This window comes from Streptomyces sp. CNZ287 (assembly GCF_007827615.1).
In genome coordinates, this window is record NZ_VISV01000002.1 from 373,956 (window position 1) to 395,918 (window position 21,963).

A 21,963-nucleotide genomic window follows, 5' to 3' on the forward strand; every position below is an offset into this window, starting at 1 on the left:
GTCAGCCGGCCGCCCGGCTCAGCGGGCCGACGTCGGTGACGCGGAGGACGGCCTGGGCCTCGGCGTCGGAGGCGGTGAGGTCCACCTCCGCGGAGATGCCCCAGTCGTGGTCGCCCTCCGGGTCGGCGAAGGTCTGGCGGACACGCCAGAGGGCGTGCTCCGGGTCCTCCTCGATCCGCAGCAGCCGCGGCCCGCGGGCGTCGGGACCGGTGCCGATGTCCTCGTACTCCTCCCAGTACGCGTCCAGCGCCTCGCCCCAGCGCTCCGCGTCCCAGCCGGACTCCTCGTCCAGCGCGCCGAGTTCGTCGGCGTCGTCGAGCGCCGCCAGCTCCACCCGGCGGAACAGCGCGTTGCGCACGAGGACGCGGAAGGCGCGCGCGTTGGCGGTCACCGGGCGCACCTGGTCGGCGTGCTCCATGGCCTGCTCGGCGGTCTCCTCCGCCGGGTTGGCCAGTTGCTCCCACTCGTCCAGCAGGCTGGAGTCGACCTGGCGGACCATCTCGCCGAGCCAGGCGACGATGTCCTCGAAGTCCTCGGACTTCCGCTCGTCCGGAACGGTGTGGTCCAGCGCCTTGTACGCGCCGGCCAGGTAGCGCAGCACGATGCCCTCGGTGCGCGCCAGCTCGTAGAAGGAGACGAACTCGCCGAAGGTCATGGCCCGTTCGTACATGTCACGGATGACCGACTTGGGAGAGAGGGGGTGGTCACCGACCCACGGGTGGCTCTTGCGGTACAGCCCGTAGGCGTGGGACAGCAGCTCCTCCAGCGGCTTGGGGTAGCCGATGTCCATCAGCCGCTCCATCCGCTCCTCGTACTCGACGCCGTCCGCCTTCATCTCCGCGACCGCCTCGCCGCGCGCCTTGTTCTGCTGGGCGGCGAGGATCTGCCGGGGGTCGTCGAGGGTGGACTCCACGACGGAGACCATGTCGAGCGCGTAGGAGGGGGACTCGGGGTCGAGGAGGTCGAACGACGCCAGTGCGAAGGTCGACAGCGGCTGCTGGAGGGCGAAGTCCTGCTGCAGGTCGACGGTGAGCCGCACGATGCGGCCCTGCGCGTCCGGCTCGTCGAGCTGCTCGACCACGCCGCCGTCGAGGAGGGAGCGGTAGATCGCGATGGCGCGGCGGATATGCCGGAGCTGCTTCTTGCGCGGCTCGTGGTTGTCCTCCAGCAGCCGGCGCATGGCGGTGAAGGCGTTGCCCGGGCGGGCGATGACGGACAGCAGCATGGCGTGGGTGACGCGGAAGCGGGAGGTGAGCGGTTCGGGATCGGCCGCGATGAGCTTCTCGAAGGTGTTCTGCGACCAGTTGACGAAGCCCTCAGGCGGCTTCTTGCGCACCACCTTGCGGCGCTTCTTCGGATCGTCGCCCGCCTTGGCGAGCGCCTTCTCGTTCTCCACGACGTGCTCCGGCGCCTGCGCCACCACCAGCCCCGAGGTGTCGAAGCCGGCCCGCCCGGCCCGGCCGGCGATCTGGTGGAACTCGCGGGCCCGCAGGGTGCGCACCCGGCTGCCGTCGTACTTGGTGAGCGCGGTGAACAGCACCGTGCGGATCGGCACGTTGACGCCGACGCCGAGGGTGTCGGTGCCGCAGATGACCTTCAGCAGCCCGGCCTGCGCCAGCTTCTCCACCAGCCGCCGGTACTTGGGCAGCATCCCGGCGTGGTGGACGCCGATGCCGTGCCGGACGTAGCGGGAGAGCTGCTTGCCGAACCGGGTGGTGAAGCGGAAGTTGCCGATGAGGGCGGCGATCTCGTCCTTCTCCGCGCGGGTCGACATGTTGATGCTCATCAGCGCCTGCGCCCGCTCCACCGCCTGCGCCTGGGTGAAGTGCACGATGTAGACGGGCGCCTGCCGGTTCTCCAGCAGCTCCGTGAGGGTCTCGGTGAGCGGGGTGGTGCGGTACTCGTACGACAGCGGGACCGGCCGGGTCGCCGAGCGGACCACCGAGGTGGACCGGCCGGTGCGCCGGGTCAGGTCCTCCTCGAAGCGGGAGACGTCGCCGAGCGTCGCGGACATGAGCACGAACTGCGCCTGTGGCAGCTCCAGCAGCGGGATCTGCCACGCCCAGCCGCGGTCCGGCTCGGCGTAGAAGTGGAACTCGTCCATCACCACCTGGCCGATGTCGGCGTCCTTGCCGTCGCGCAGCGCGATGGACGCCAGCACCTCGGCGGTGCAGCAGATGACGGGTGCGTCGGCGTTGACGGAGGCGTCGCCGGTGAGCATGCCGACGTTCTCCGTGCCGAAGATCTTGCACAGGTCGAAGAACTTCTCCGACACCAGCGCTTTGATCGGCGCGGTGTAGAACGAGACCTCGTCCCGGGCCAGCGCCGCGAAGTGCGCACCGGCCGCGACCAGCGACTTCCCGGAGCCGGTGGGGGTGGACAGAATCAGGTTCGAGCCGGAGACGACCTCGATCAGAGCCTCTTCCTGCGCCGGATAGAGGGAGATGCCCCGCTCCTCGGTCCAGGAGGAGAACGCCTCGAAGAGGTCGTCGGGGTCGGCGGTGGGCGGCATCTGATCGATAAGGGTCACCCGACCATACTGCCCTCCACCGCCCCGGAAGTGTGAACCCCCGGTACGTCTGAAGATCACCCACGCTAGGCTGTGCCGCCGACGGGCGGAGCCTGTGGGGCCAACGGCCGTTCACCACACGGGCGGACGAGGGGCGGGGGAGTTTTTCATGATGGGTCCAGCGCACTCGCTTTCCGGGGCGGCGGCGTGGCTGGGGGTGGGCGCGGCGGCCACCGCGACGGGCCACGAGATGCCCTGGCCGGTGCTCGTCGTCGGCGCCCTCATCTGCGCCGGGGCGGCCCTCGCCCCGGACCTGGACCACAAGTCCGCGACGATCTCCCGCGCCTTCGGCCCGCTCTCCCGCATCCTCTGCGAGGTCATCGACAAGCTCTCCGCCAGTGTCTACAAGGCGACGAAGAAACGCGGCGACCCCCGCCGCTCCGGCGGCCACCGCACCCTGACGCACACCTGGCTCTGGGCGGTCCTGGTCGGCGCCGGCTTCTCCGCGCTCGCGGTCCTCGGCGGCCGGTGGGCGGTCCTCGGGATCCTCTTCGTCCACATGGTGCTGGCCATCGAGGGCCTGCTGTGGCGTGCCGCCCGGGTCTCCAGCGACGTCCTCGTGTGGCTCCTCGGCGCCACCAGCGCCTGGATCCTCGCCGCCGTCCTCGACCGGCCCGGCAACGGCTCCGACTGGCTCTTCACCGAGCCCGGCCAGGAGTACCTGTGGCTGGGCCTGCCCATCGTCCTCGGCGCCCTCGTCCACGACCTCGGCGACGCCCTCACCGTCTCCGGCTGCCCGGTCCTGTGGCCGATCCCGGTGGGCCGCCGGCGCTGGTACCCGATCGGGCCGCCGGACTTCATGCGCTTCCGCGCCGGAAGCTGGATCGAGCTGAAGATACTGATGCCGGCCTTCATGCTCGCCGGCACCGCCGGCGGGCTCACCGCGATGGGCGTCATCGGCTGACGACGCCCCGGCCGGGCCCACGGAGGGGTGGCCGGCCGGGGCGCGACGAGGGGACCGCGACGCGAGGGACGGGGCGTACCCGGGGCGCGCGGTCCAGGACACCGTCCGGCGGGAGGTCAGCCGTGCCAGGAGCGCCAGAGGGCCGCGTAGGCGCCGTCTGCCGCGACCAGTTCGTCGTGGCTGCCGAGTTCGCTGATGCGGCCCTCCTCGACCACCGCGATGACGTCCGCGTCGTGCGCGGTGTGCAGGCGGTGGGCGATGGCCACGACCGTGCGGCCGTCCAGGACCTTCGCCAGCGACCGCTCCAGGTGCCGCGCCGCCCGCGGATCGAGCAGCGACGTCGCCTCGTCGAGGACCAGCGTGTGCGGGTCGGCCAGCACCAGCCGGGCGAGCGCGATCTGCTGCGCCTGCGCCGGGGTGAGGGCCGTGCCGCCCGAGCCGACCTCGGTGTCGAGGCCGTCGTCCAGCGCCCGGGACCACTCGCCCGCGTCGACCGCGCCCAGCGCCGCCCACAGCTCCGCGTCGCTCGCCCCGGTACGCGCCAGGCGCAGGTTGTCGCGGAGCGAGCCGACGAAGACGTGGTGCTCCTGGTTGACCAGCGCCACATGCTCGCGCACCCGCTCGGCCGGCATCCGCGCCAGCTCCGCGCCGCCGAGCCGGATCTCGCCGCGCCGCGGCGAGTAGATCCCGGCCAGCAGCCGCCCCAGCGTCGACTTGCCCGCGCCCGAGGGCCCGACCAGCGCCAGCCGGCTGCCCGGCCGCAACCGCAGCGAGACGCCGTGCAGCACGTCCGCCCCCGCGCGGTAGCCGAAGCGGACCTCGTCGGCGTGGACGTCCCGGCCGCCGGGCCGCACGGCCGCGTCGCCGGGCTCCTCCTCGATGTCCCGTACGCCCACCAGCCGGGCCAGCGACACCTGGGCCACCTGGAGTTCGTCGTACCAGCGCAGGATCATGCCCACCGGCTCGGTGAGCATCTGCGCGAGCAGCGCGCCCGTCGTCAGCTCGCCGACGCTCATCCAGCCCTGGAAGACGAACGCGCCGCCGATCAGCAGCACGGAGCCGACCACGACGACGTGCGTGGCGTTGAACACAGGGAAGAACATGCAGCGCAGATAGAGCGTGTACCGCTCCCACGCCACCCATTCCTTCACCCGCCGGTCCGAGAGCGCGACGCGGCGCGCGCCCAGCCGGTGCGCCTCCACCGTGCGCCCCGCGTCCACCGTCTCGGAGAGCGCCGCGGCCACGGCGGCGTACCCCGCGGCCTCCGAGCGGTACGCGCTCGGCGCCCGCTTGAAGTACCAGCGGCAGCCCGCGAGCAGCACCGGCGCGGCCAGCACCACCGCCACCGCCAGCGGCGGCGCCATCACCACCATGCCGCCGAGCACCAGCCCGACCCACACCACCGCGATCGTCAACTGCGGCACGGCCTCGCGCATCGCGTTCGCCAGCCGGTCGATGTCCGTGGTGATACGGGACAGCAGATCGCCGGTCCCGGCCCGCTCCAGTACGCCCGGGGGCAGGCCCACGGACCGCACGAGGAAGTCCTCGCGCAGGTCCGCGAGCATCCGCTCGCCCAGCATCGCGCCGCGCAGCCGCACCAGCCGGATGAAGACCGCCTGGATCGCCAGCGCGATCGAGAACAGCACCACCGCGCGCGTCAGAGGGAGGTCCTCGACCCCCGCGGACAGGTCCTCGACCAGTCCGCCCAGCAGGTACGGGCCGGTCATGGAGGCGATGACGGCGATCGCGTTGACGGCGATCAGCAGCAGGAATGCCGTCCGGTGCCGGCGCAGCAGCTCCGCCACGTAGCCGCGCACGGTCGCGGGAGCGCCCACCGGCAGGGTGGTCGCGGTGCGCGGCGCGGCCGGGTCGTACTCCGGCGGTCGCACGCCGATCATGCGGTCTCCTCCATCATCTGCGGCACGCCGCCCTCGCCGCGTACGGCAGGATCGCCTTCCGGTACGCGGCCGGCCTGCGTCTCGCCGTCCGTCTCCCGGGTGACCACGGCGCGGTACGCGACGTCGCCGTGGAGCAGTTCGCGGTGCGGCCCCTCGGCCAGCACCGTGCCGTCCTGCACGAACACCACCGTGTCCGCCCGGTCCAGCAGCAGCGGGCTGGAGGTGAACACCACCGTCGTACGTCCCGCGCGGATCTCCCGCAGGCTCTCGGCGATACGCGCCTCGGTGTGCGAGTCGACCGCCGACGTCGGCTCGTCCAGCACCAGCACCTCCGGGTCGGCCACCAGCGACCGCGCCAGTGCCAGCCGCTGGCGCTGGCCGCCGGAGAGCGACCGGCCGCGCTCGGTGATCGGCGCGCCCATCGGCGCCCCGTCGCCGTCCGGCGCCGCGGCCGCCGCCTGCGCCAGCGCGGTGAGCACGTCGCCGCACTGCGCGGCGGCCAGCGCGGCGGCGGGCTTGACCGATCCCGACGCGGGTACGTCCAGCAGGTCGGCCAGCGTCCCGGACAGCAGCATCGGGTCCTTGTCCTGCACCAGCACCGCCGCCCGCGCCCCCGCGAGCGGCACGTCGTCCAGCTCCACGCCGCCGAGCCGCACCGACGGCAGCTCGCCCGGCTCCGCCGGGTGCCCGCCGAGCCGGTCGGCGAGCCGCCCCGCGGCGTCCGGGTCGCCGCACACCACGGCGGTCATCTGGCCGGCCGCGGCGCGCAGCCCGGTCGCCGGGTCGTGCAGCTCGCCGCCGAGCGGGCCGTGGTCGGTGCCGGTGCCGCCGGTCGTGGTGCGGGCGAGCCCGAGGACCCGGGCGGCGCGCTTGGCGGAGGGACGGGAGAAGGAGTACGCCATCGCCAGCTCGGCGAAGTGATGCATCGGGAAGAGCAGGAACGTCACCGCCCCGTAGACCGTGACCAGCTCGCCGACCGTGATCGTCCCGTTCCGCGCGAGCCCCGCCCCGTGCCCGACGACGACCACCAGCAGCACCCCCGGCAGCGCCACCTGCACGGCGTGGATCAGCGCCCACATCCGCGCGCTGCGCACCGCCGCGGTCCGCACCTTCTGCGACGCCTCCCGGTAGCGGTCGAGGAACAGCTCCTCGCCGCCGATGCCGCGCAGCACCCGCAGCCCCGCCACGGTGTCCGCGGCCAGCTCGGTCGCCCGGCCGGCCTTGGCCCGCTGGTCGTCGGCGCGGCGGGTGGCGTACGGCAGCAGCGGCAGCGGCGCGAGCGCCAGCACGGGCAGCGCGACGGCGACGAGGAGGCCCAGCTCCGGCGCGTAGACGACGAGGCCCGCCGTGACGGCGAGGGCGGTGAACAGCGCGGCGGTGAACCGCGAGAACGACTCGACGAACCAGCCGATCTTCTCCACGTCGCCCGTGCTCACCGCGACCACCTCGCCGGCCGCCACCCGCCGGGTGAGGATCGAGCCCAGGTCGGCGGCCTTGCGGGCCAGCAACTGCTGGACCCGGGAAGCGGCGGTGATCCAGTTGGTGACGGCCGCGCGGTGCAGCATGCTGTCGCCGAGCGCCATCAGCGCGCCGAACGCGATCAGCAGCGCGCCGGCGACCGCGAGCCGCCCGCCGTTCCGGTCCACGACCGCCTGCACGGCCATGCCCACGGCCAGCGGCATCGCGCCGAGGGGCAGCATCCACACCAGGCCCCAGAGGAGCGCGGCCACCTGGCCGCCGAGCTGCATGCGGCCGAGCCAGACGAGGAAGTGGCGGCCGGATCGGACGTCGGGTTCACCGGGGTCCGTGTGCGGCAGGTCGCGCAACTGCATGGCATCCCAAAATGGTCGTCTCGGGTGTGGGTGAGCCGTGCAAGGCTGGCGGTTTGCGGGCGGGTTTTCAACCGGTTTTCCCCCCGCGCCGTGGCCATCGCGCCACGGCCCGCGGGGCCCGCCCGGGAGGGCGCGGGACGCGGCGTGTGACGATGGGTGTATGCGTGCGTACGGGACGAGCGGGCGGCTGCCGCGCCGGACGGCCGCCGCGGCGGTGGGGCTGATTCTGCTGGCCGGCTGCGGCACTTCGGGCGGCGACGGCGGTGACGGCGGGGGTACGGGCGGTACGGGCAAGGCCGCGCCCACCGGCGACGCGAGCGCGTCGCCGGGCACCCCGCCCGGCGACATCCCCGGCGTCGGCGCCCGGCTGAACGGGAAGGTGCCCGCGGACTCCCGCCAGGCCGTCGCCGTCTACGGCGAGGGCCCCGACTCCGCCGACGCCACCGTCGTCCTCTACGAGAAGCGCGGCGGGGACTGGCAGCGCCGGGAGAGCTGGCCCGCGCACAACGGCAAGAGGGGCTGGACCCCCGACCACCGCGAGGGCGACAAGCGCAGCCCCGTGGGGGTGTTCACGCTCTCCGACGCCGGCGGCGTCCTCGCCGACCCGGGCGCGAAGCTCCCGTACCTGCAGAGCCCGGCCTTCGCCGCGCCCCACTACTGGCCCGAGACGCACTGGAACGACTTCGACCTCGTCATCGCCATCGACTACAACCGCGTGCGGGGCACCTCGCCGCTCGACCCGACGCGCCCGCAGGGGCAGGGGAAGGGCGGCTCGATCTGGTTCCACATGGACCACGGCAGCGGCACGTCCGGGTGCGTCAGCATCTCCAAGTCCGGGATGACGACGCTGCTGCGCACCCTGGACCCGCGGAAGGACCCGGTCGCCGTGATGGGCGACCGGGCCTCCCTGGCCGGCTAGCGGCGCGCCGCGCCGCGGACCGGCCGTAAGCCGGCGCTCACGCCTCGTCGGGCTTCTCCGAGTCGACGCCGGAGCGCTTGTCCTTCCACCCGCCGCGGGTGAAGTCCGGGATCTGCTGCGGCCTGCCGCCCGCCTTGATCGACTCGTGGCTGAGCGGCACCGGCGCGGTCCAGGTCACGGCGTCGTAGACGTCGAAGTCCGGGACCAGGCCGAGGCGCATGCACTGCATCAGCCGGAAGATCATGATGTAGTCCATGCCGCCGTGGCCGCCGGGCGGGTTGGAGTGCTCCTTCCACAGCCAGTGGTCGTACTCCGCGAAGTCCGCGAAGCTGTGCCACCGGTCGTCGGTGTGCATCGGCTCCAGGTAGATGCGCGGCTCGTAGTCCTCGAAGACGCCCTTCGTGCCGCCGAGGGAGTTGATCCGGCTGTACGGGTGCGGGGTGGAGACGTCGTGCTCCAGCCGGATGACGCGGCCCCTGGCCGTCTGCAGCACGCTGAAGGTGCGGTCGCTGCCGATGTACGTCTCCTTCCAGCTCGGGTCGCCGGCGGGCATGTGCTCCTCGCGGTACTCGGCGAGGCCCAGGGCCGGAGTGCCGAAGCTGGAGATCTGCGTGACGCGGTCGCCGCGGTTGACGTCCATGTAGTTGGCCGTCGGGCCGAAGCCGTGGTTGGGGTAGAGGTCGCCGCGCAGCCGGGTGTGCCACAGCCGGCGCCACGGGCCCTCGTAGTAGTCGGGGTCGAACATCAGCCCGCGCAGGTCGTGGTTGTACGCGCCGGCGGCGTGCAGCAGTTCGCCGAAGAGCCCGGCGTGCGCCATGCGCAGCACCCGCATCTCGTTCTTGCCGTACGCGCAGTTCTCCAACTGCATGCAGTGCCTGCGTGTGCGCTCGGACAGGTCGACGAGGTCCCACAGCTCCTTCACGGTCATCGCGATGGGGCACTCGACACCGACGTGCTTGCCGTTCGTCATGGCCGCCTTGGCCATCTCGAAGTGCCAGTCCCAGGGGGTGGCGACGTAGACGAAGTCGATGTCGCCGCGGGCGCAGAGCTGCTCGAAGTCGTGGTCGCCCTTGGTGTACGTGGCGGGCGCCGGCTGGCCGGCGGCGACGACCTTCTTCGCGGCCCGCTCCACCTTGTCCACGACCGGGTCGCACAGCGCGGTCACCCGGACGCCCGGCTGGGCCAGGAACAGGTCGATCATGCCGCCGCCGCGGTTGCCGAGGCCCACGATCCCGACCCGCACGGTGGTGTGGGTCTCGAAGGGCACGCCGATCATCGTCCTGCCCCGCCGCGGCGGCACGGCCGGCGCCGCGGCTTCACCGGCCGCGCCTGCGTCTGCCGCCTGGGCCTGGGAGGCGCCGAAGGCCCCCAGGCCGAGCCCTGCACCGGCGATGCCCGCCGAGCGCAGAACCGAACGGCGGGAGTAGCCGTCGTCGGAATCGCCTGGTCTCGGGGTGGCGTTCTCCTCGCGCATGCGTCCTCCGGAAGGTGTGCGGAAGGTTCGCCGCCACCCTCGCCGGACCCGCGCGTGCCGACAAGAGGTCTGCACCACTGAGGAGTTGGACTTACCGCCCGGGCCGGATGGACTTATCCGCGGCGTCCCCGGACCCCCGCGGGGCGGGTGGCGCGCTCCAGCTCCAGCAGTACGGAGCGGTACGAGCGGCCCGTGGCCCGGTCCATGCCGATCTCGCACATCCGGTTCGCCGACAGGTGCGCGTCGTACTCCCGGGCGGCGACCTCCGCGGCCTCGCGCGCGGTCGCGGACGCGGTCAGCTCCTTGTGCAGCAGGCCGCGGTCGCCGGCGAAGGCGCAGCAGGCCGCGTCGTCCGGCACGACGACCTCCTCCGCGACCGCCTCGGCCAGCGCGGTGAGCCGGCCGGTGTTGCCCAGATGGCGCATCGAGCAGGTCGGGTGGACCACGGCGGAGGCGGTCTTGCGCTCGACCGTCAGATGGGGCAGCAGCTCGTCGGCGGCCCAGTCGAGCGAGTCGACGACGGTGAGCTGCGCGTGCAGCTTGCGGCTCGCCTCCGTCAGATACGGCACCACCTCGTGCGCGAGGCCCAGGGTGCAGGACGAGGCGTCGACGACGACCGGCAGCCGGGCGCCGTCGGTCCACCACCAGGCGGCCTCGACGATGCGGTTGGCCATCACCCGGGTGCCGTCGGCGTAGCCCTTGGAGTGCCAGATGGTGGAGCAGCAGGTGCCGGTGACGTCGTCGGGGATCCACACGGGCCGCCCGGCGCGGGCGGAGACGGCGACGACGGCCTCCGCGAGGTTCGGTCCGCGCGCGTCGTCCGGGCCGCCGAAGATGCGGTTGACGCACGCCGGGAAGTAGACGGCGGCGGCGTCCTCGCGGACGGTGCCGGGCAGCCGGCGCGCCGCCGGAGCGGGGATCTCCGGCAGCCACTCGGGTACGAGGTCGGGGCGTACCGCGCGGCGCGCGAGCCGGGTCGCCGCGCCCGGCACCCGGTCGCCGAGCCGGTGCGCGACGGCGACGGCCAGCCGGGCGGCCCGTTCGACCTGGCGGAAGCGACGGGCGGTGGCGGCGGCGGCGCGCTCCTCGCGGGCGGAGTGCCGGGCGTGCCGGAAGTCCTTCATCATCTGCCCGGTGTCGATGCCGACGGGGCAGTCCAGGCCGCACGTGGAGTCGCCGGCGCAGGTGTCGACGGCGTCGTACCCGTACGCCTGGAGAAGGCTGCCGGTGACCGGCGCGTCCGGCGGCTGGCGCAGCATCTCCCGGCGCAGCACGATGCGTTGCCGCGGGGTGGTCGTCAGGTCGCCGCTGGGGCAGGTGGGTTCGCAGAAGCCGCACTCGATGCACGGGTCGGCGACGTCCTCGATCCGCGGGATGGTCTTCAGCCCGCGGAGGTGCGCCTGCGGGTCGCGGTCGAGCAGCACCCGCGGGGCGAGGATGCCGTGCGGGTCGATCAGCTCCTTGATCCGCCACATCAGCCCGGTGGCCCGCTCGCCCCACTCCAGCGCGAGGAACGGGGCGATGTTGCGGCCGGTGGCGTGCTCGGCCTTCAGCGAGCCGTCGAAGCGCTCGACGGTCAGCCGGCAGAAGTCGTCCATGAAGGCCGCGTACCGCTCGACGTCGGCGGGCTCCGCGGCGTCGAAGGCGAGCAGGAAGTGCAGGTTGCCGTGGGCGGCGTGGCCGGCGACGGCGGCGTCGAAGCCGTGCCGCGCCTGGAGTTCGAGCAGCGCCTCGCAGGCTTCGGCCAGCTGGCCGGGCGGGACGGCGAAGTCCTCGGTGATGAGGGTCGTACCGGCCGGGCGGGAGCCGCCGACGGCGGTCACGAACGCCTTGCGCGCCTTCCAGTAGCCGCCGATGCGGCCCGGGTCGCGGGTGAACGCGTTGCCCTCGGCCGCCACGGACCCGACCGGCGCTACGAGGTCGAGCCCCGCCAGCACCCCGGCCGCCGCCTCCTCGTACGCCTCCCGCGCCGCCTCGTCCGGCGCCCGGAACTCCACCAGCAGCGCCGCCGTCTCCTTCGGCAGCTCCGCCCAGTCGGCGGGCACCCCGGCGACGCTCACCGAGGCGCGCAGCGTGTTGCCGTCCATCAGCTCCACGGCCCGCGCTCCGGCGGCGTTGAACGCCGGCACCGCGGCCGCGGCGGCCTGGAGGGTGGGAAAGAACAGCAGCGCCGTGGAGGTGTGCCGGTCCAGCGGCAGCGTGTCGAAGACGGTGTCGGCGATGAAGCCGAGCGTGCCCTCGGAGCCGACCATCAGCCCGCGCAGTATCTGCACGGGGGTGGCGCCGTCGAGGAAGGCGTCGAGCCGGTAGCCGTTGGTGTTCTTGATCTCGTACTTGGCGCGGATGCGGGCCGTCAGCTCCGCGTCCGCCTCGATCTCGGCCTTGAGCGCGAGCAGACCGCTCCACAGCTCCGGCTCGGCGGCGGCCAGCCGTTCGTCGGCGTCGGGCGCGGCGGTGTCCACGACGGTGCCGGAGGGCAGCACGAAGGTCAGCGAGGCGAGCGTGCGGTACGAGTTGCGCGTGGTGCCCGCCGTCATGCCCGAGGCGTTGTTGGCGACGACGCCGCCGAGGGTGCAGGCGATGGCGCTGGCCGGGTCGGGGCCGAGGACGCGGCCGTGCCTGGCGAGGGTGGCGTTGGCCCGTACGACGGTGGTGCCGGGGCCGACGCGGGCGCGTGCCGCGGCGTCGTCGAGCACCTCGACGCCCGCCCAGTGGCGGCGGACGTCGACGAGGATGTCCTCGCCCTGCGCCTGGCCGTTCAGCGACGTGCCCGCCGCCCGGAAGACCAGCTTCCGGCCGTGCTCGTGGGCGAACCTGAAGAGCGCCGAGACGTCCGCGACCGTCTCGGCCAGGGCCACCGCCCGCGGCACGAACCGGTACGGGCTGGCGTCCGAGGCATACCGCACCAGGTCCGAGGCGCCCGTCAGCACCTTCTCCGCACCCAGCAGCGCCGTCAGCTCCGCGCGCAGCGGCTCCGGCGTGCCCGCGGCGAGGTCGTCGGCGACCCGGTCGGGCGCGGGCGCCGCCGCTCCGCGGCCGGGGCGCAGGGCCGAGGGCTTGGGCTGGAGCAGCGGCATGGAACGGACTCCTCAGCAGGGGTGGCCGTGCGGGTCGACCAGGGGGGCGATGAGCCCGAGCAGTTTTTCACGCTGCTGTTCCGACAGCGGCTCCAGCACGTCCGCGGCGGCGGCCAGGCGGGCCCGGTGCAGCTCGGCGAGCGCCGTGCGCCCGGCCGCGGTGGTCTCGATCCGGATCACCCGCCGGTTGGCCGGGTCGGGCACGCGCCGGACCAGGCCGCCCGCCTCCAGCGCGTCGACGTGCGTGGTGACCGCGCGGGGGACGACGCCCAGGCGCTCGGCGAGGTCGGCCATCCGCGGCGGTTCCTCGTGGCGCTCCAGGGTGCGCAGCAGCCGGGACTGGGCGGGCGTGATGCCCAGCGGCTTGAAGTGGTGCTTCTGCGCGTAGTGGATGCGGCGGGTGAGCAGCAGGAGCTGCTCCGCCAACTGGCCGGTCACGTCTGCGGGGGGCGGGGGCGACTGGGACACGCTCCGAGGGTAGCAGGAGCATATTCATTGTGTATATAGGTAACAATGAGCTACCCTCCCATAAGGTCGTCACGCTCTTCTAGGAGGCCCATGCCGCACGATCCACTCGACGGGTGGTCACCCCCGCCCTCCGATCCGGAGCAGCCCGCCCAGGTGCGCCGGATCCTCGCGCTCTTCCGCCCGTACCGCGGCCGCCTCGCCGTGGTCGGGCTGCTGGTGGCCGCGTCCTCGCTGGTCTCGGTCGCCTCGCCGTTCCTGCTCCGCGAGGTCGTCGACACCGCCCTGCCCGAGGGCCGCACCGGGCTGCTCAGCCTGCTCGCGCTCGGCATGGTCGGCGTCGCCGTGCTCGGCGGCGTCTTCGGCGTGCTCCAGACCCTCATCTCCACCACCGTCGGCCAGCGCGTCATGCACGACCTGCGCACCGCCGTCTACGCCCAGTTGCAGCGCATGCCGCTGGCGTTCTTCACCCGCACCCGCACCGGCGAGGTGCAGTCCCGCATCGCCAACGACATCGGCGGCATGCAGGCCACCGTCACCACCACCGCCACCTCGCTGGTCTCCAACCTCACCAGTGTCATCGCCACCGTCGTCGCCATGCTCGCGCTCGACTGGCGGCTGACCGTCGTCTCGCTGCTCCTGCTGCCGCTCTTCGTCTGGATCGCCCGCCGCGTCGGCCGCGAGCGCAAGAAGATCACCTCGCAGCGGCAGAAGCAGATGGCCGCCATGGCCGCGGGCGTGACCGAGTCGCTGTCGGTGAGCGGCATCATGCTCGGCCGCACCATGGGCCGCTCCGACAGCCTCACCCGCGGCTTCGCCGACGAGTCGGAGAGCCTGGTGGACCTGGAGGTACGGGCCAACATGGCGGGCCGCTGGCGGATGGCCACCATCGGCGTCGTCATGGCCGCCATGCCGGCCGTCATCTACTGGACCGCGGGCCTGGCCTCCGGCACCGGCGGGCAGGCCGTGTCCATCGGCACCGTCGTGGCCTTCGTCTCACTCCAGCAGGGCCTCTTCCGGCCCACCGTCAGCCTGCTCTCGACCGGCGTGCAGATGCAGACCTCGCTCGCCCTCTTCCAGCGCATCTTCGAGTACCTCGACCTGCCCGTCGACATCGCCGAGCCCGAGCACCCGGTGCGGCTGGTGAAGCCCCGCGGCGAGGTGCGCTTCGAGAAGGTCGACTTCGCGTACGAGGCGGGACAGCCGACGCTGCGCGACGTCGACCTCACCGTGCCCGCCGGCAGCAGCCTGGCGATCGTCGGCCCCACGGGCGCCGGCAAGTCCACCCTGGGCTATCTGGTGCCGCGGCTGTACGACGTCACCGGCGGCCGGGTCACCCTCGACGGCACCGACGTGCGCGACCTCGACTTCGACTCGCTCGCCCGCGCGGTCGGCGTCGTCGCCCAGGAGACGTACCTCTTCCACGCCTCCGTCGCCGACAACCTGCGCTTCGCCCGCCCGGACGCGACCGACGCCGAGATCGAGGCCGCCGCCCGCGCCGCGCAGATCCACGACCACATCGCCGCCCTGCCCGACGGCTACGACACCCTCGTCGGCGAGCGCGGCTACCGCTTCTCCGGCGGCGAGAAGCAGCGCCTGGCCCTCGCCCGCACCATCCTGCGCGACCCGCCGGTGCTCGTCCTCGACGAGGCCACCAGCGCCCTGGACACCCGCACCGAGCGCGCGGTGCAGGAGGCGGTGGACGCGCTGGCCGCGGGCCGTACGACGATCACCATCGCGCACCGGCTCTCCACGGTCCGCGACGCCGACCAGATCGCGGTCCTGCACGACGGCCGGATCGCCGAACTCGGCACGCACGAGAAGCTGATGGCCGCCGGCGGCCGGTACGCGGCGCTGGTCCGCCGCGACCTCGACGCGGACGCGAGCGCGGTCGCGGGAGGCGAGCCGGTGGCGGAGGGCGCGTCGGTCACCGTCTGAGCCGGCGTACCGGCCGGGCGCCCGGCCGCCGGCCCGGTGCCCGTACTACGGTGGCGCCATGGGTGTGCTCACGGCCGTGCGCGGCGACATCACCGAGCAGCGGGTCGACGCGCTGGTCAACGCCGCCCACTCCTCGCTGCTGGGCGGCGGGGGCGTCGACGGCGCCATCCACCGCAGGGGCGGCAAGAGCATCGTCGAGGAGTGCCGCGAACTGCGCGCCTCCGCCTACCCGGACGGTCTGCCGGCCGGCCGCGCGGTGGCCACCGCCGCCGGGCTGCTGCCGGCCCGCTGGGTGATCCACACCGTCGGCCCGGTGTGGACGCGGAGCGGGGACCGCTCGGCGGAACTGGCCTCCTGCTACCGCGCGTCGCTGGCCGTCGCCCGCGAACTGGGCGCCCGCACGGTCGCGTTCCCCGCCGTCTCCACCGGTGCGTTCGGCTGGCCGCTGGACGACGCGGCCCGGATCGCGGTGGCCGCCGTCCAGGAGTCCGTCGACAAGCGGGCCTTCGACGAGGTGCGCTTCGTCCTCTTCGACACCCGGGCCCACGAGGCGTTCGCCCGGCACCTCGGCTGACGATCCATAGGAGCGTCCCGGCCGCGGCGCGCCCACCCGGGCCGCGCCGCGCCGGCACTGCGATGCTGGCACCGTGCAGAAGCCCGAGCCCGTCACCCCCGACGCCCCGCACGCCCTGCGGTTCCCGCTCCTCACCCAGCAGTGGCTGGACCTGACGTTCGTCCACTGGGCCGTCGAGCCGGACGCCGTGGCGCGCCTGCTGCCCCGCGGGACCGCGCCGGACACGCACGACGGGGTCGCGTACGCCGGGCTCGTCGCGTTCCGGATGCACCGCGTCGGGTGGCTGCGGCTGCCCGCGGTGCCGTACCTCGGCTCCTTCCCCGAGACCAACGTGCGCCTGTACTCGGTCGACGGCCGCGGGCGGCGCGGTGTCGTGTTCCGGTCGCTGGACGCCGCCCGGCTGGTCCCCGTGGTGCTGGGCCGGCTCGGCTTCGGGCTGCCGTACGTCTGGTCGCGGATGGCCGTCCGCCGGGCCGGTGACACGGTCGTCTACACCAGCTCGCGCCGCCGGCCGGGCCCGCGCGGCGCGTACAGCCGCCTGACCGTGCGTCCGGGCGCACGGATCGGCGAGCCGAGCGCGCTGGAGCACTTCCTCACCGCGCGCTGGGGGCTGCACACCGCCTTCTTCGGCGGTACCGCCTACCTGCCCAACGAGCACCCCCGCTGGCCGCTGCACCGCGCGGAACTGGTGCGGTGCGAGGAGAACCTGGTCGCGGCGGCGGGCCTGCCCGCGCCCGCCGGCGACCCGGTCAGCGTCCTGTACTCGCCGGGCGTCCAGGTGCGCTTCGGCCGCCCGCGGCGCGCCTCGTGACCGGCCGGCCGTAGCGGGCGGGTCAGGCGCCGCCGACGATGGCGTCGATCCGGGACTTCACCGACGTCACATCCCCGTAGATCGCGGGCGAGACGGCGCACGTGCCCGCCGTACCGCGGCTCGTGGCGCCGACGAGCCGCCAGTCGCCGGGCCCGCCGACGACCGCCGGGCCGCCGGAGTCGCCGTAGCACGCGCCCCGGCCGCCGCCGCCGTTCACGCACAGCTCGTACGCGCCCTGGATGCCCGCGCAGGAGGAGTCGGCCAGGACCGTGGTGTCGAGCTGCCGCAGCCCGACCGGCGGGGCGCCGCAGCCGCGGGTCGGACAGGTCTGGCCCCAGCCGATCAGCCGGGTCGCCGAGCCGGCGGGCGCGGAGGCGGCGATGGGCACGGGCGTCTTCGTCGAGGGGGTGCCGAGCCGCAGCAGGGTCATGTCGGCGGCGAGCTGGCGGCGTTCGACGACGCGGCGGACCTCGCCGCCCGCGGTGCGGTCGGTGGTGCCGATCCGCACCTGGTACGGGGTGCCGCAGTGCGCGGCGGTGACGACCCAGCTCGGGTCGACCAGGCTGCCGCCGCAGGTGTGGCCGCCCGACGCGCTCTGCAGCGAGGCCATGAAGGAGTACGTCTCGGAAGCCGGCTGGCCGCCGACGATCTGCGCCGTGGGCGGGGGCGTGGGCTCCGGGCCGCCGGTGGCCGCGGCCGCACCCGACATCGACAGAATGGCCACGACGGCGGTCGTTAACCCGCCGAGCCGCATGATGGTGCGCATTCGTCCGTTCATTCGCGGTTTCCTCCCATGGAGACTTTGGCGCGGGTACGCCGGAGGTAAATCGCAGGAGCGTAAACACGAGTTCAGCCGGAGGTAAACAGGGCGGCGGGCGGAACGGGAATTCACCAACCCGGAAATCGCGGCACTGAGCTGGGAGTTCATCATCTGGAAATCGTGATTCCGGGACCGGTCGAGGAAATCGCTTACATCACGCGGCGATATGGCCATGGAACAATGCGAGGCGCCGGCGAGCGGCGGGAATTACTCCCGCCGGCCGTGCGCCTCCGGGTCGGGAAGCCAGCCGCGGCGCTGGGCCAGGATTCCCGCCTGGAAGCGGGTACGGGCGCCGAGCTCGTCCAGCAGCTCCGCCAACCGCCGGGTGACCGTCCGCGGGCTCACGCCCAACTGCCGGGCGATCGCCTCGTCCTTGACCCCCGCCGCCAGCAGCGTGAGCAGCCCCAGGTCCGAGCACGAAGGACGGTCCTGTGCGGGCCGGGGCAGCAGCGGCGCGGCCTGCTGCCACAGCAGCTCGAAGAGGCTCACCAGCGCGTCCAGCAGCGCGCACGGGCGGATCACCAGCGCGCTGTCCACCTGGTCGTCGAGCGCGATCGGCAGCAGCGCCACCGCGCGGTCCGCGAGCGCCAGCTTCATCGGCACCTGCGGATGGACCCGCGACTGCTCGCCGTTGGCCGCCGCGCGCCGCGCCGCGGCCAGCGCGCCGGGGTACTCCAGCGACTCCGGGGCGTAGATGCCCCGTACCACCACCTGCTCGTGCAGCCGCGCCGTCACGCTCTCCTCCGAGGGCGTCACGTCCGCCGCGTACGGCGGCCGGTCGAAGACCAGCAACTCCCGCTCGCAGCCGCGGACGAGCTGGCCGAAGCGCTCCGCGATGGCCTGCCGGCCGGTGAGGATCTCCAGCAGCTCGTCCGGCTGCCGGCCCGTGCTCAGCGTCGCCGCCAGCGCCCGTGCGTTGCGCTGCAGCTCGCCCAGCTCCCGGCGGCGCCGCGCGACGAGCAGGTCGACGGCGGTGTCAGGGCGGGTGGCCAGCAGCCGCACCGGGCGCCCGGGCAGCCGGCTGACCAGGCCCACCTCCTCCAGCTCCGTGACGCTGCGCCGGGTGACGCGCTCGGAGCGCCTCAGCTCCCCGGCGAGCTGGGCGACGGTGCGGCCGGGCGCCGCGAGCAGCGCGCGGTAGACGGACTCGGCGTACGGCGGTATCCCCAGGGCCTCAAGCATCCGGCCATGGTGGCTACTTGTGGACGTGGCGACAAGACGCCACGAAGATTCGTTCCGCCGCGCAGGTCCGCCGGGGTAAGACCGGGATCATGTCCTCCAGACGGCTCTCTCAGCACGTCCGCGCCGCCGTGACGGCCCTCCTCCTCGGCGGGCTGACGCTCCCGGCCCTGTCGGCCACGCCGGCCGCGGCCGGCCCTCCGCCCCTCGCCGCGCCGCCCGCGGGCGGCGCCGCTCCCTCCGCCTCCGCCACGGTCACCCTCGTCACCGGCGACGAGGTCACCCTCGACGCCCCCGCCGCGGACGGTCCCCCCGCCGTCTCCGTCACCCCGCGGCCTGGCTCCGGCAGCCGCTCCTTCACCACCCTGCGCGACGGCGACGACGTCTACGTCGTCCCGGACGACGCCGCAGGACTCGTCCCCGAGGTGCTCGACCTCGAACTCTTCAACGTCACCGCTCTCGTCGAGATGGGCTACGACGACGCCTCCACCCGCGCGCTCCCGCTGATCGTGCAGGGCCCCCGCCCGTTGGCCGCGGCGGGCGAGGCGGCCCGCGAGGACGCCCTGCCGCTGCCCGCCCTCGACGCCGTCGCCGTCGAGCTGCCCAAGAAGCGCGCCGGCACCTTCGCCGCGACCCTCGCCCGGCCCGCGGGCCCGGCCGCGGCCGGGGTGCGCCGGGTGTGGCTGGACCGCAGCCTGGAGGCCGCGGAACTCGACGGCAACCTGAGCCAGATCGGCGCCCCCGAGGTCTGGGACGCCGGGCTGAGCGGCGCCGGCGTGGACGTCGCCGTGCTCGACTCCGGTGTCGACGCCGACCACCCCGACCTGCGCGGCAGGGTCGCCGGCGCCGCCGACTTCACCGGCGAGGGCACCACGGAGGACCGCAACGGCCACGGCACCCACGTCGCCTCCCTCGTCGCGGGCAGCGGCGCCGCGTCCGGCGGCGCCCGCAAGGGCGTCGCGTACGGCGCCCGGCTGCTGTCCGGCCGGGTCCTGGACGGCGAGGGCCAGGGCCGGGCGTCCTGGGTGATCGCCGGGATGCAGTGGGCCACCGAGCAGGGTGCCGACGTGGTCAACCTCAGCCTCGGCGGCACCGCGCCCGAGTACCCGGAGAACGATCCGGTCGCCCGCGCGCTCGACACCCTGGCCGCCGACACCGGCACCCTCTTCGTCGTCGCCGCGGGCAACTCGGGGCCGTACTCCGGCACCATCGGCAGCCCGGGAGTCGCGGAGAGCGCGCTGACCGTGGGAGCCGTGGACGCCGGCGGCGGTACGCCCCGGTTCACCAGCATCGGGCCGACGACCGGCGCGTACCTCTCCAAGCCCGACCTGGCCGCCCCGGGCGTCGCCGTCACCGGCGCCCGCGCGGGCGGCGGCACGGCCGATCCGTACACGGAGATGAGCGGCACCTCGCAGGCCACCCCGCACGTCGCCGGCGCCGCCGCGCTGCTGCTGGAGAAGCACCCCGACTGGGACTGGCGGCGGCTGAAGACCACGCTCATGACCACCGCCGACGGCGACGCCGCCGCACCCCGGCCGCACGCGGCCGGCGCCGGCGTCCTCGACCTGCCGGGCGCCGCGAACGAGACCCTCCGACTCGACCGCGGCAACGTCGATTTCGGCTACCTGCGCTACCCGGATGGCGAGCGCCCCGCGTCGATCGAGGTGACCCTCACCAACAACGGCACCGAGCCCCGCGCGATCTCCCTCACCGACCTCGCCACCGAGCGCGCCGGCGCCCCTCTCGCCGAGGGTGCCGTGAGCGTGACGCCCGCCGCCGTGACCGTCGCACCCGGTGCCACCGAGCGGGTGACGGTCACGCTGACGCCCGAGGGCGTCGCGCCCGGCGTCTACTCCGGCGCCGTCGTCCTCACCGAGAGCGGGCACGACACCGTCACCCTGCCGCTCAGCTTCTACCTCGAACCGCCCCGCCACGACGTGGACCTGACCGTCCTCGACCGGAACGGCCGGCCCTGGGCGGGCGGCAGCCTGTGGCTGCTCAACATGCGGGAGACGTACCCCGAGACCGGCGGCGGCTTCCGCACCGTCCACCTGGACGAGAACGGCCGCGCCACCGCCCGCATGCTGCCGGGGCCGCTGTCGATGCTGGCCAAGGTGGAGACCCCCGCCGCGGACGGCGAGGCCGGCACCGTCGCGTTCGCCGGCTCGCCCGAGGTCATGCTCGACGGCGACATGGCCTACACCATCGACGCCCGCAAGGCCCTGCCGCTGCGGCCCGCGACCGTCGAGGGCGCGGACACCAGGGTGCGGCACGCCTCCGTCCACTACGCGCGCCACGACGAGTCCGGCACCGGCGGGATGGACGAGGGGATCTACGCGACCGGCGAGGAGATCGAGCAGGGCCGGGTCTTCCTCCAGCCCACCGAGCCGGTACGGCACGGCACCTCGGCGTTCGCGACCCGCTGGCGGCTGGAGGCCGACGGCAGGCCGCAGGGGCGGCAGGCCGACGTCTACGAACTGGTGCTCGGCCAGGGCAGGACGATCCCCGACCCGCCGCGCTACCGCGTCACCCGCGCCGAGGCGCGTCAACTGGCCCGCGTCGAGGCCGACTACCGCTCGCTGCACGGCCGCGCCGACACGTACACCGAATCGCGCGAGGCGCGCCCCGCCGGCATCGAGACCGCCCTCGTCCACGAGTACCCGCTCGACGTGCCGCAGCGCCGCGTCGAGATGGTCACCGCACGGCCGGACGTGAAGTGGCGCCACTGCGTCCTCGGCCCCGAGCCGGCGCTCCCGCGGCTGTGCGCGCCCACGCTGCCGTACGAGCGGGGGGAGAGCGCGGCGCCGGTCTGGTACGGCGCCCCGGCCCCGGCGGTCATCGCCGGGCTGCACTACGGCGACCAGCTCGACCTGCCGGTGTCGCTCAGCGACGGCGAACACCAGGGTTCGATCTGGAACATCGCGACCGCCGGGAACGAGAGCCTGCGGCTCTTCCGCGACGGCAGGGAGATACCGGCCCGCCCCGGCACCAGCTACTTCCCGGTCGCGCCTGAACCCGCCACGTACCGGCTGGAGCACACCTCGCGCCCCGACCGCGACGCGCTGCCCATCGGCGGCGAGACGCGCACGAGCTGGACCTTCCCGGCCCGCGGTCCCGCGGATCCGCTGGTGGGACAGGAGCGGGTGCGGCTGCTGGGCGTCGACTACGCGCCCCGCACCGACCGCGACGGGACCGTCCCCGCGCACCGGCCGCTCACCGTCGGCCTGCGGCTCACCTCCACCGCGGGCCCGGAGGACGCGATCAGGACCGAGCGCGGCAGCGTGCGGTTCTGGGCCTCCACCGACGGCGGCGAGCGCTGGCACGAGGCGCTGGTGTTCCCCGGGCGGGACGGTGAACTGACCGCGCTGGTGCCGGGGGTGTGGCCGCGGCCGGGCCAGGAGGTGTCCGTACGGGTGCGCGGTACGGCCGCCGAGGGCCGGGCGATCGAGCAGACGATCATCGACGCCTACCGCGCCGGCTGAGCCGCCGTGCCGGCCCCGGCG

Annotated in this window: 14 protein-coding genes; 6 read left to right on the forward strand and 8 right to left on the reverse strand. The window is 74.2% G+C overall.

What is annotated here, in order from left to right:
* Nucleotide 1 precedes the first annotated feature (1 nt).
* Nucleotides 2-2,530, reverse strand: coding sequence for a DEAD/DEAH box helicase (locus FB457_RS05845; RefSeq protein ID WP_145781051.1), 2,529 nt, complete (start codon nucleotides 2,528-2,530; stop codon nucleotides 2-4).
* 148 nt (nucleotides 2,531-2,678) lie between these two features.
* Between FB457_RS05845 and FB457_RS05850 the strand changes: the two genes are divergently transcribed.
* A complete protein-coding gene (locus tag FB457_RS05850; RefSeq protein ID WP_145781052.1) occupies nucleotides 2,679-3,473 on the forward strand; it encodes a metal-dependent hydrolase in 795 nt (264 codons plus the stop codon).
* Between the two features lie 116 nt (nucleotides 3,474-3,589).
* On the opposite strand, the gene FB457_RS05855 is transcribed toward FB457_RS05850, so the two are convergent.
* Nucleotides 3,590-5,371, reverse strand: a complete 1,782-nt coding sequence (locus FB457_RS05855; RefSeq protein ID WP_145781054.1) for an ABC transporter transmembrane domain-containing protein — start codon at nucleotides 5,369-5,371, stop codon at nucleotides 3,590-3,592.
* Nucleotides 5,368-7,203, reverse strand: coding sequence for an ABC transporter ATP-binding protein (locus FB457_RS05860; protein WP_145781056.1), 1,836 nt, complete (start codon nucleotides 7,201-7,203; stop codon nucleotides 5,368-5,370). The genes FB457_RS05855 and FB457_RS05860 overlap by 4 nt, the downstream gene beginning before the upstream one ends.
* Before the next feature lie 160 nt (nucleotides 7,204-7,363).
* On the opposite strand from FB457_RS05860, the gene FB457_RS05865 reads away from it, so the two are divergent.
* Entirely contained in the window at nucleotides 7,364-8,122 is a 759-nt protein-coding gene (locus FB457_RS05865) for a L,D-transpeptidase family protein (protein ID WP_047014564.1), read from the forward strand.
* Nucleotides 8,123-8,159: 37 nt separating this feature from the next.
* Here FB457_RS05865 and FB457_RS05870 read toward each other — a convergent pair whose 3' ends face one another.
* From FB457_RS05870 to FB457_RS05880, 3 genes are all read right to left on the reverse strand, one after another.
* Complete coding sequence (locus FB457_RS05870) at nucleotides 8,160-9,596, reverse strand: Gfo/Idh/MocA family protein (RefSeq protein ID WP_047014563.1); 1,437 nt, start codon at nucleotides 9,594-9,596, stop codon at nucleotides 8,160-8,162.
* A gap of 113 nt (nucleotides 9,597-9,709) precedes the next feature.
* A complete protein-coding gene (locus FB457_RS05875; protein ID WP_145781058.1) occupies nucleotides 9,710-12,673 on the reverse strand; it encodes an FAD-binding and (Fe-S)-binding domain-containing protein in 2,964 nt (987 codons plus the stop codon).
* Between the two features lie 12 nt (nucleotides 12,674-12,685).
* A complete protein-coding gene (locus FB457_RS05880; RefSeq protein WP_125933725.1) occupies nucleotides 12,686-13,141 on the reverse strand; it encodes a MarR family winged helix-turn-helix transcriptional regulator in 456 nt (151 codons plus the stop codon).
* A 90-nt stretch (nucleotides 13,142-13,231) separates the two neighbouring features.
* Between FB457_RS05880 and FB457_RS05885 the strand changes: the two genes are divergently transcribed.
* From FB457_RS05885 to FB457_RS05895, 3 genes are all read left to right on the forward strand, one after another.
* Nucleotides 13,232-15,076, forward strand: coding sequence for an ABC transporter transmembrane domain-containing protein (locus FB457_RS05885; RefSeq protein WP_145781060.1), 1,845 nt, complete (start codon nucleotides 13,232-13,234; stop codon nucleotides 15,074-15,076).
* 58 nt (nucleotides 15,077-15,134) lie between these two features.
* On the forward strand, nucleotides 15,135-15,650 hold the full coding sequence (locus FB457_RS05890; RefSeq protein ID WP_145781062.1) for an O-acetyl-ADP-ribose deacetylase: 516 nt from the start codon (nucleotides 15,135-15,137) through the stop codon (nucleotides 15,648-15,650).
* A gap of 73 nt (nucleotides 15,651-15,723) precedes the next feature.
* Complete coding sequence (locus FB457_RS05895; RefSeq protein WP_145781064.1) at nucleotides 15,724-16,461, forward strand: DUF2071 domain-containing protein; 738 nt, start codon at nucleotides 15,724-15,726, stop codon at nucleotides 16,459-16,461.
* A gap of 22 nt (nucleotides 16,462-16,483) precedes the next feature.
* Here the strand turns inward: FB457_RS05895 and FB457_RS05900 are convergent, their stop codons facing one another.
* Nucleotides 16,484-17,239, reverse strand: a complete 756-nt coding sequence (locus tag FB457_RS05900; protein ID WP_486588933.1) for a S1 family peptidase — start codon at nucleotides 17,237-17,239, stop codon at nucleotides 16,484-16,486.
* 249 nt (nucleotides 17,240-17,488) lie between these two features.
* Nucleotides 17,489-18,463: a LuxR C-terminal-related transcriptional regulator gene (locus FB457_RS05905; protein WP_145781066.1), complete on the reverse strand. Its 975-nt coding sequence runs from the start codon at nucleotides 18,461-18,463 to the stop codon at nucleotides 17,489-17,491.
* 89 nt (nucleotides 18,464-18,552) lie between these two features.
* Here FB457_RS05905 and FB457_RS05910 point away from each other — a divergent pair, with 89 nt between their 5' ends.
* Nucleotides 18,553-21,942, forward strand: coding sequence for a S8 family serine peptidase (locus FB457_RS05910; RefSeq protein ID WP_145781067.1), 3,390 nt, complete (start codon nucleotides 18,553-18,555; stop codon nucleotides 21,940-21,942).
* The last annotated feature ends 21 nt before the right edge of the window (nucleotides 21,943-21,963 follow it).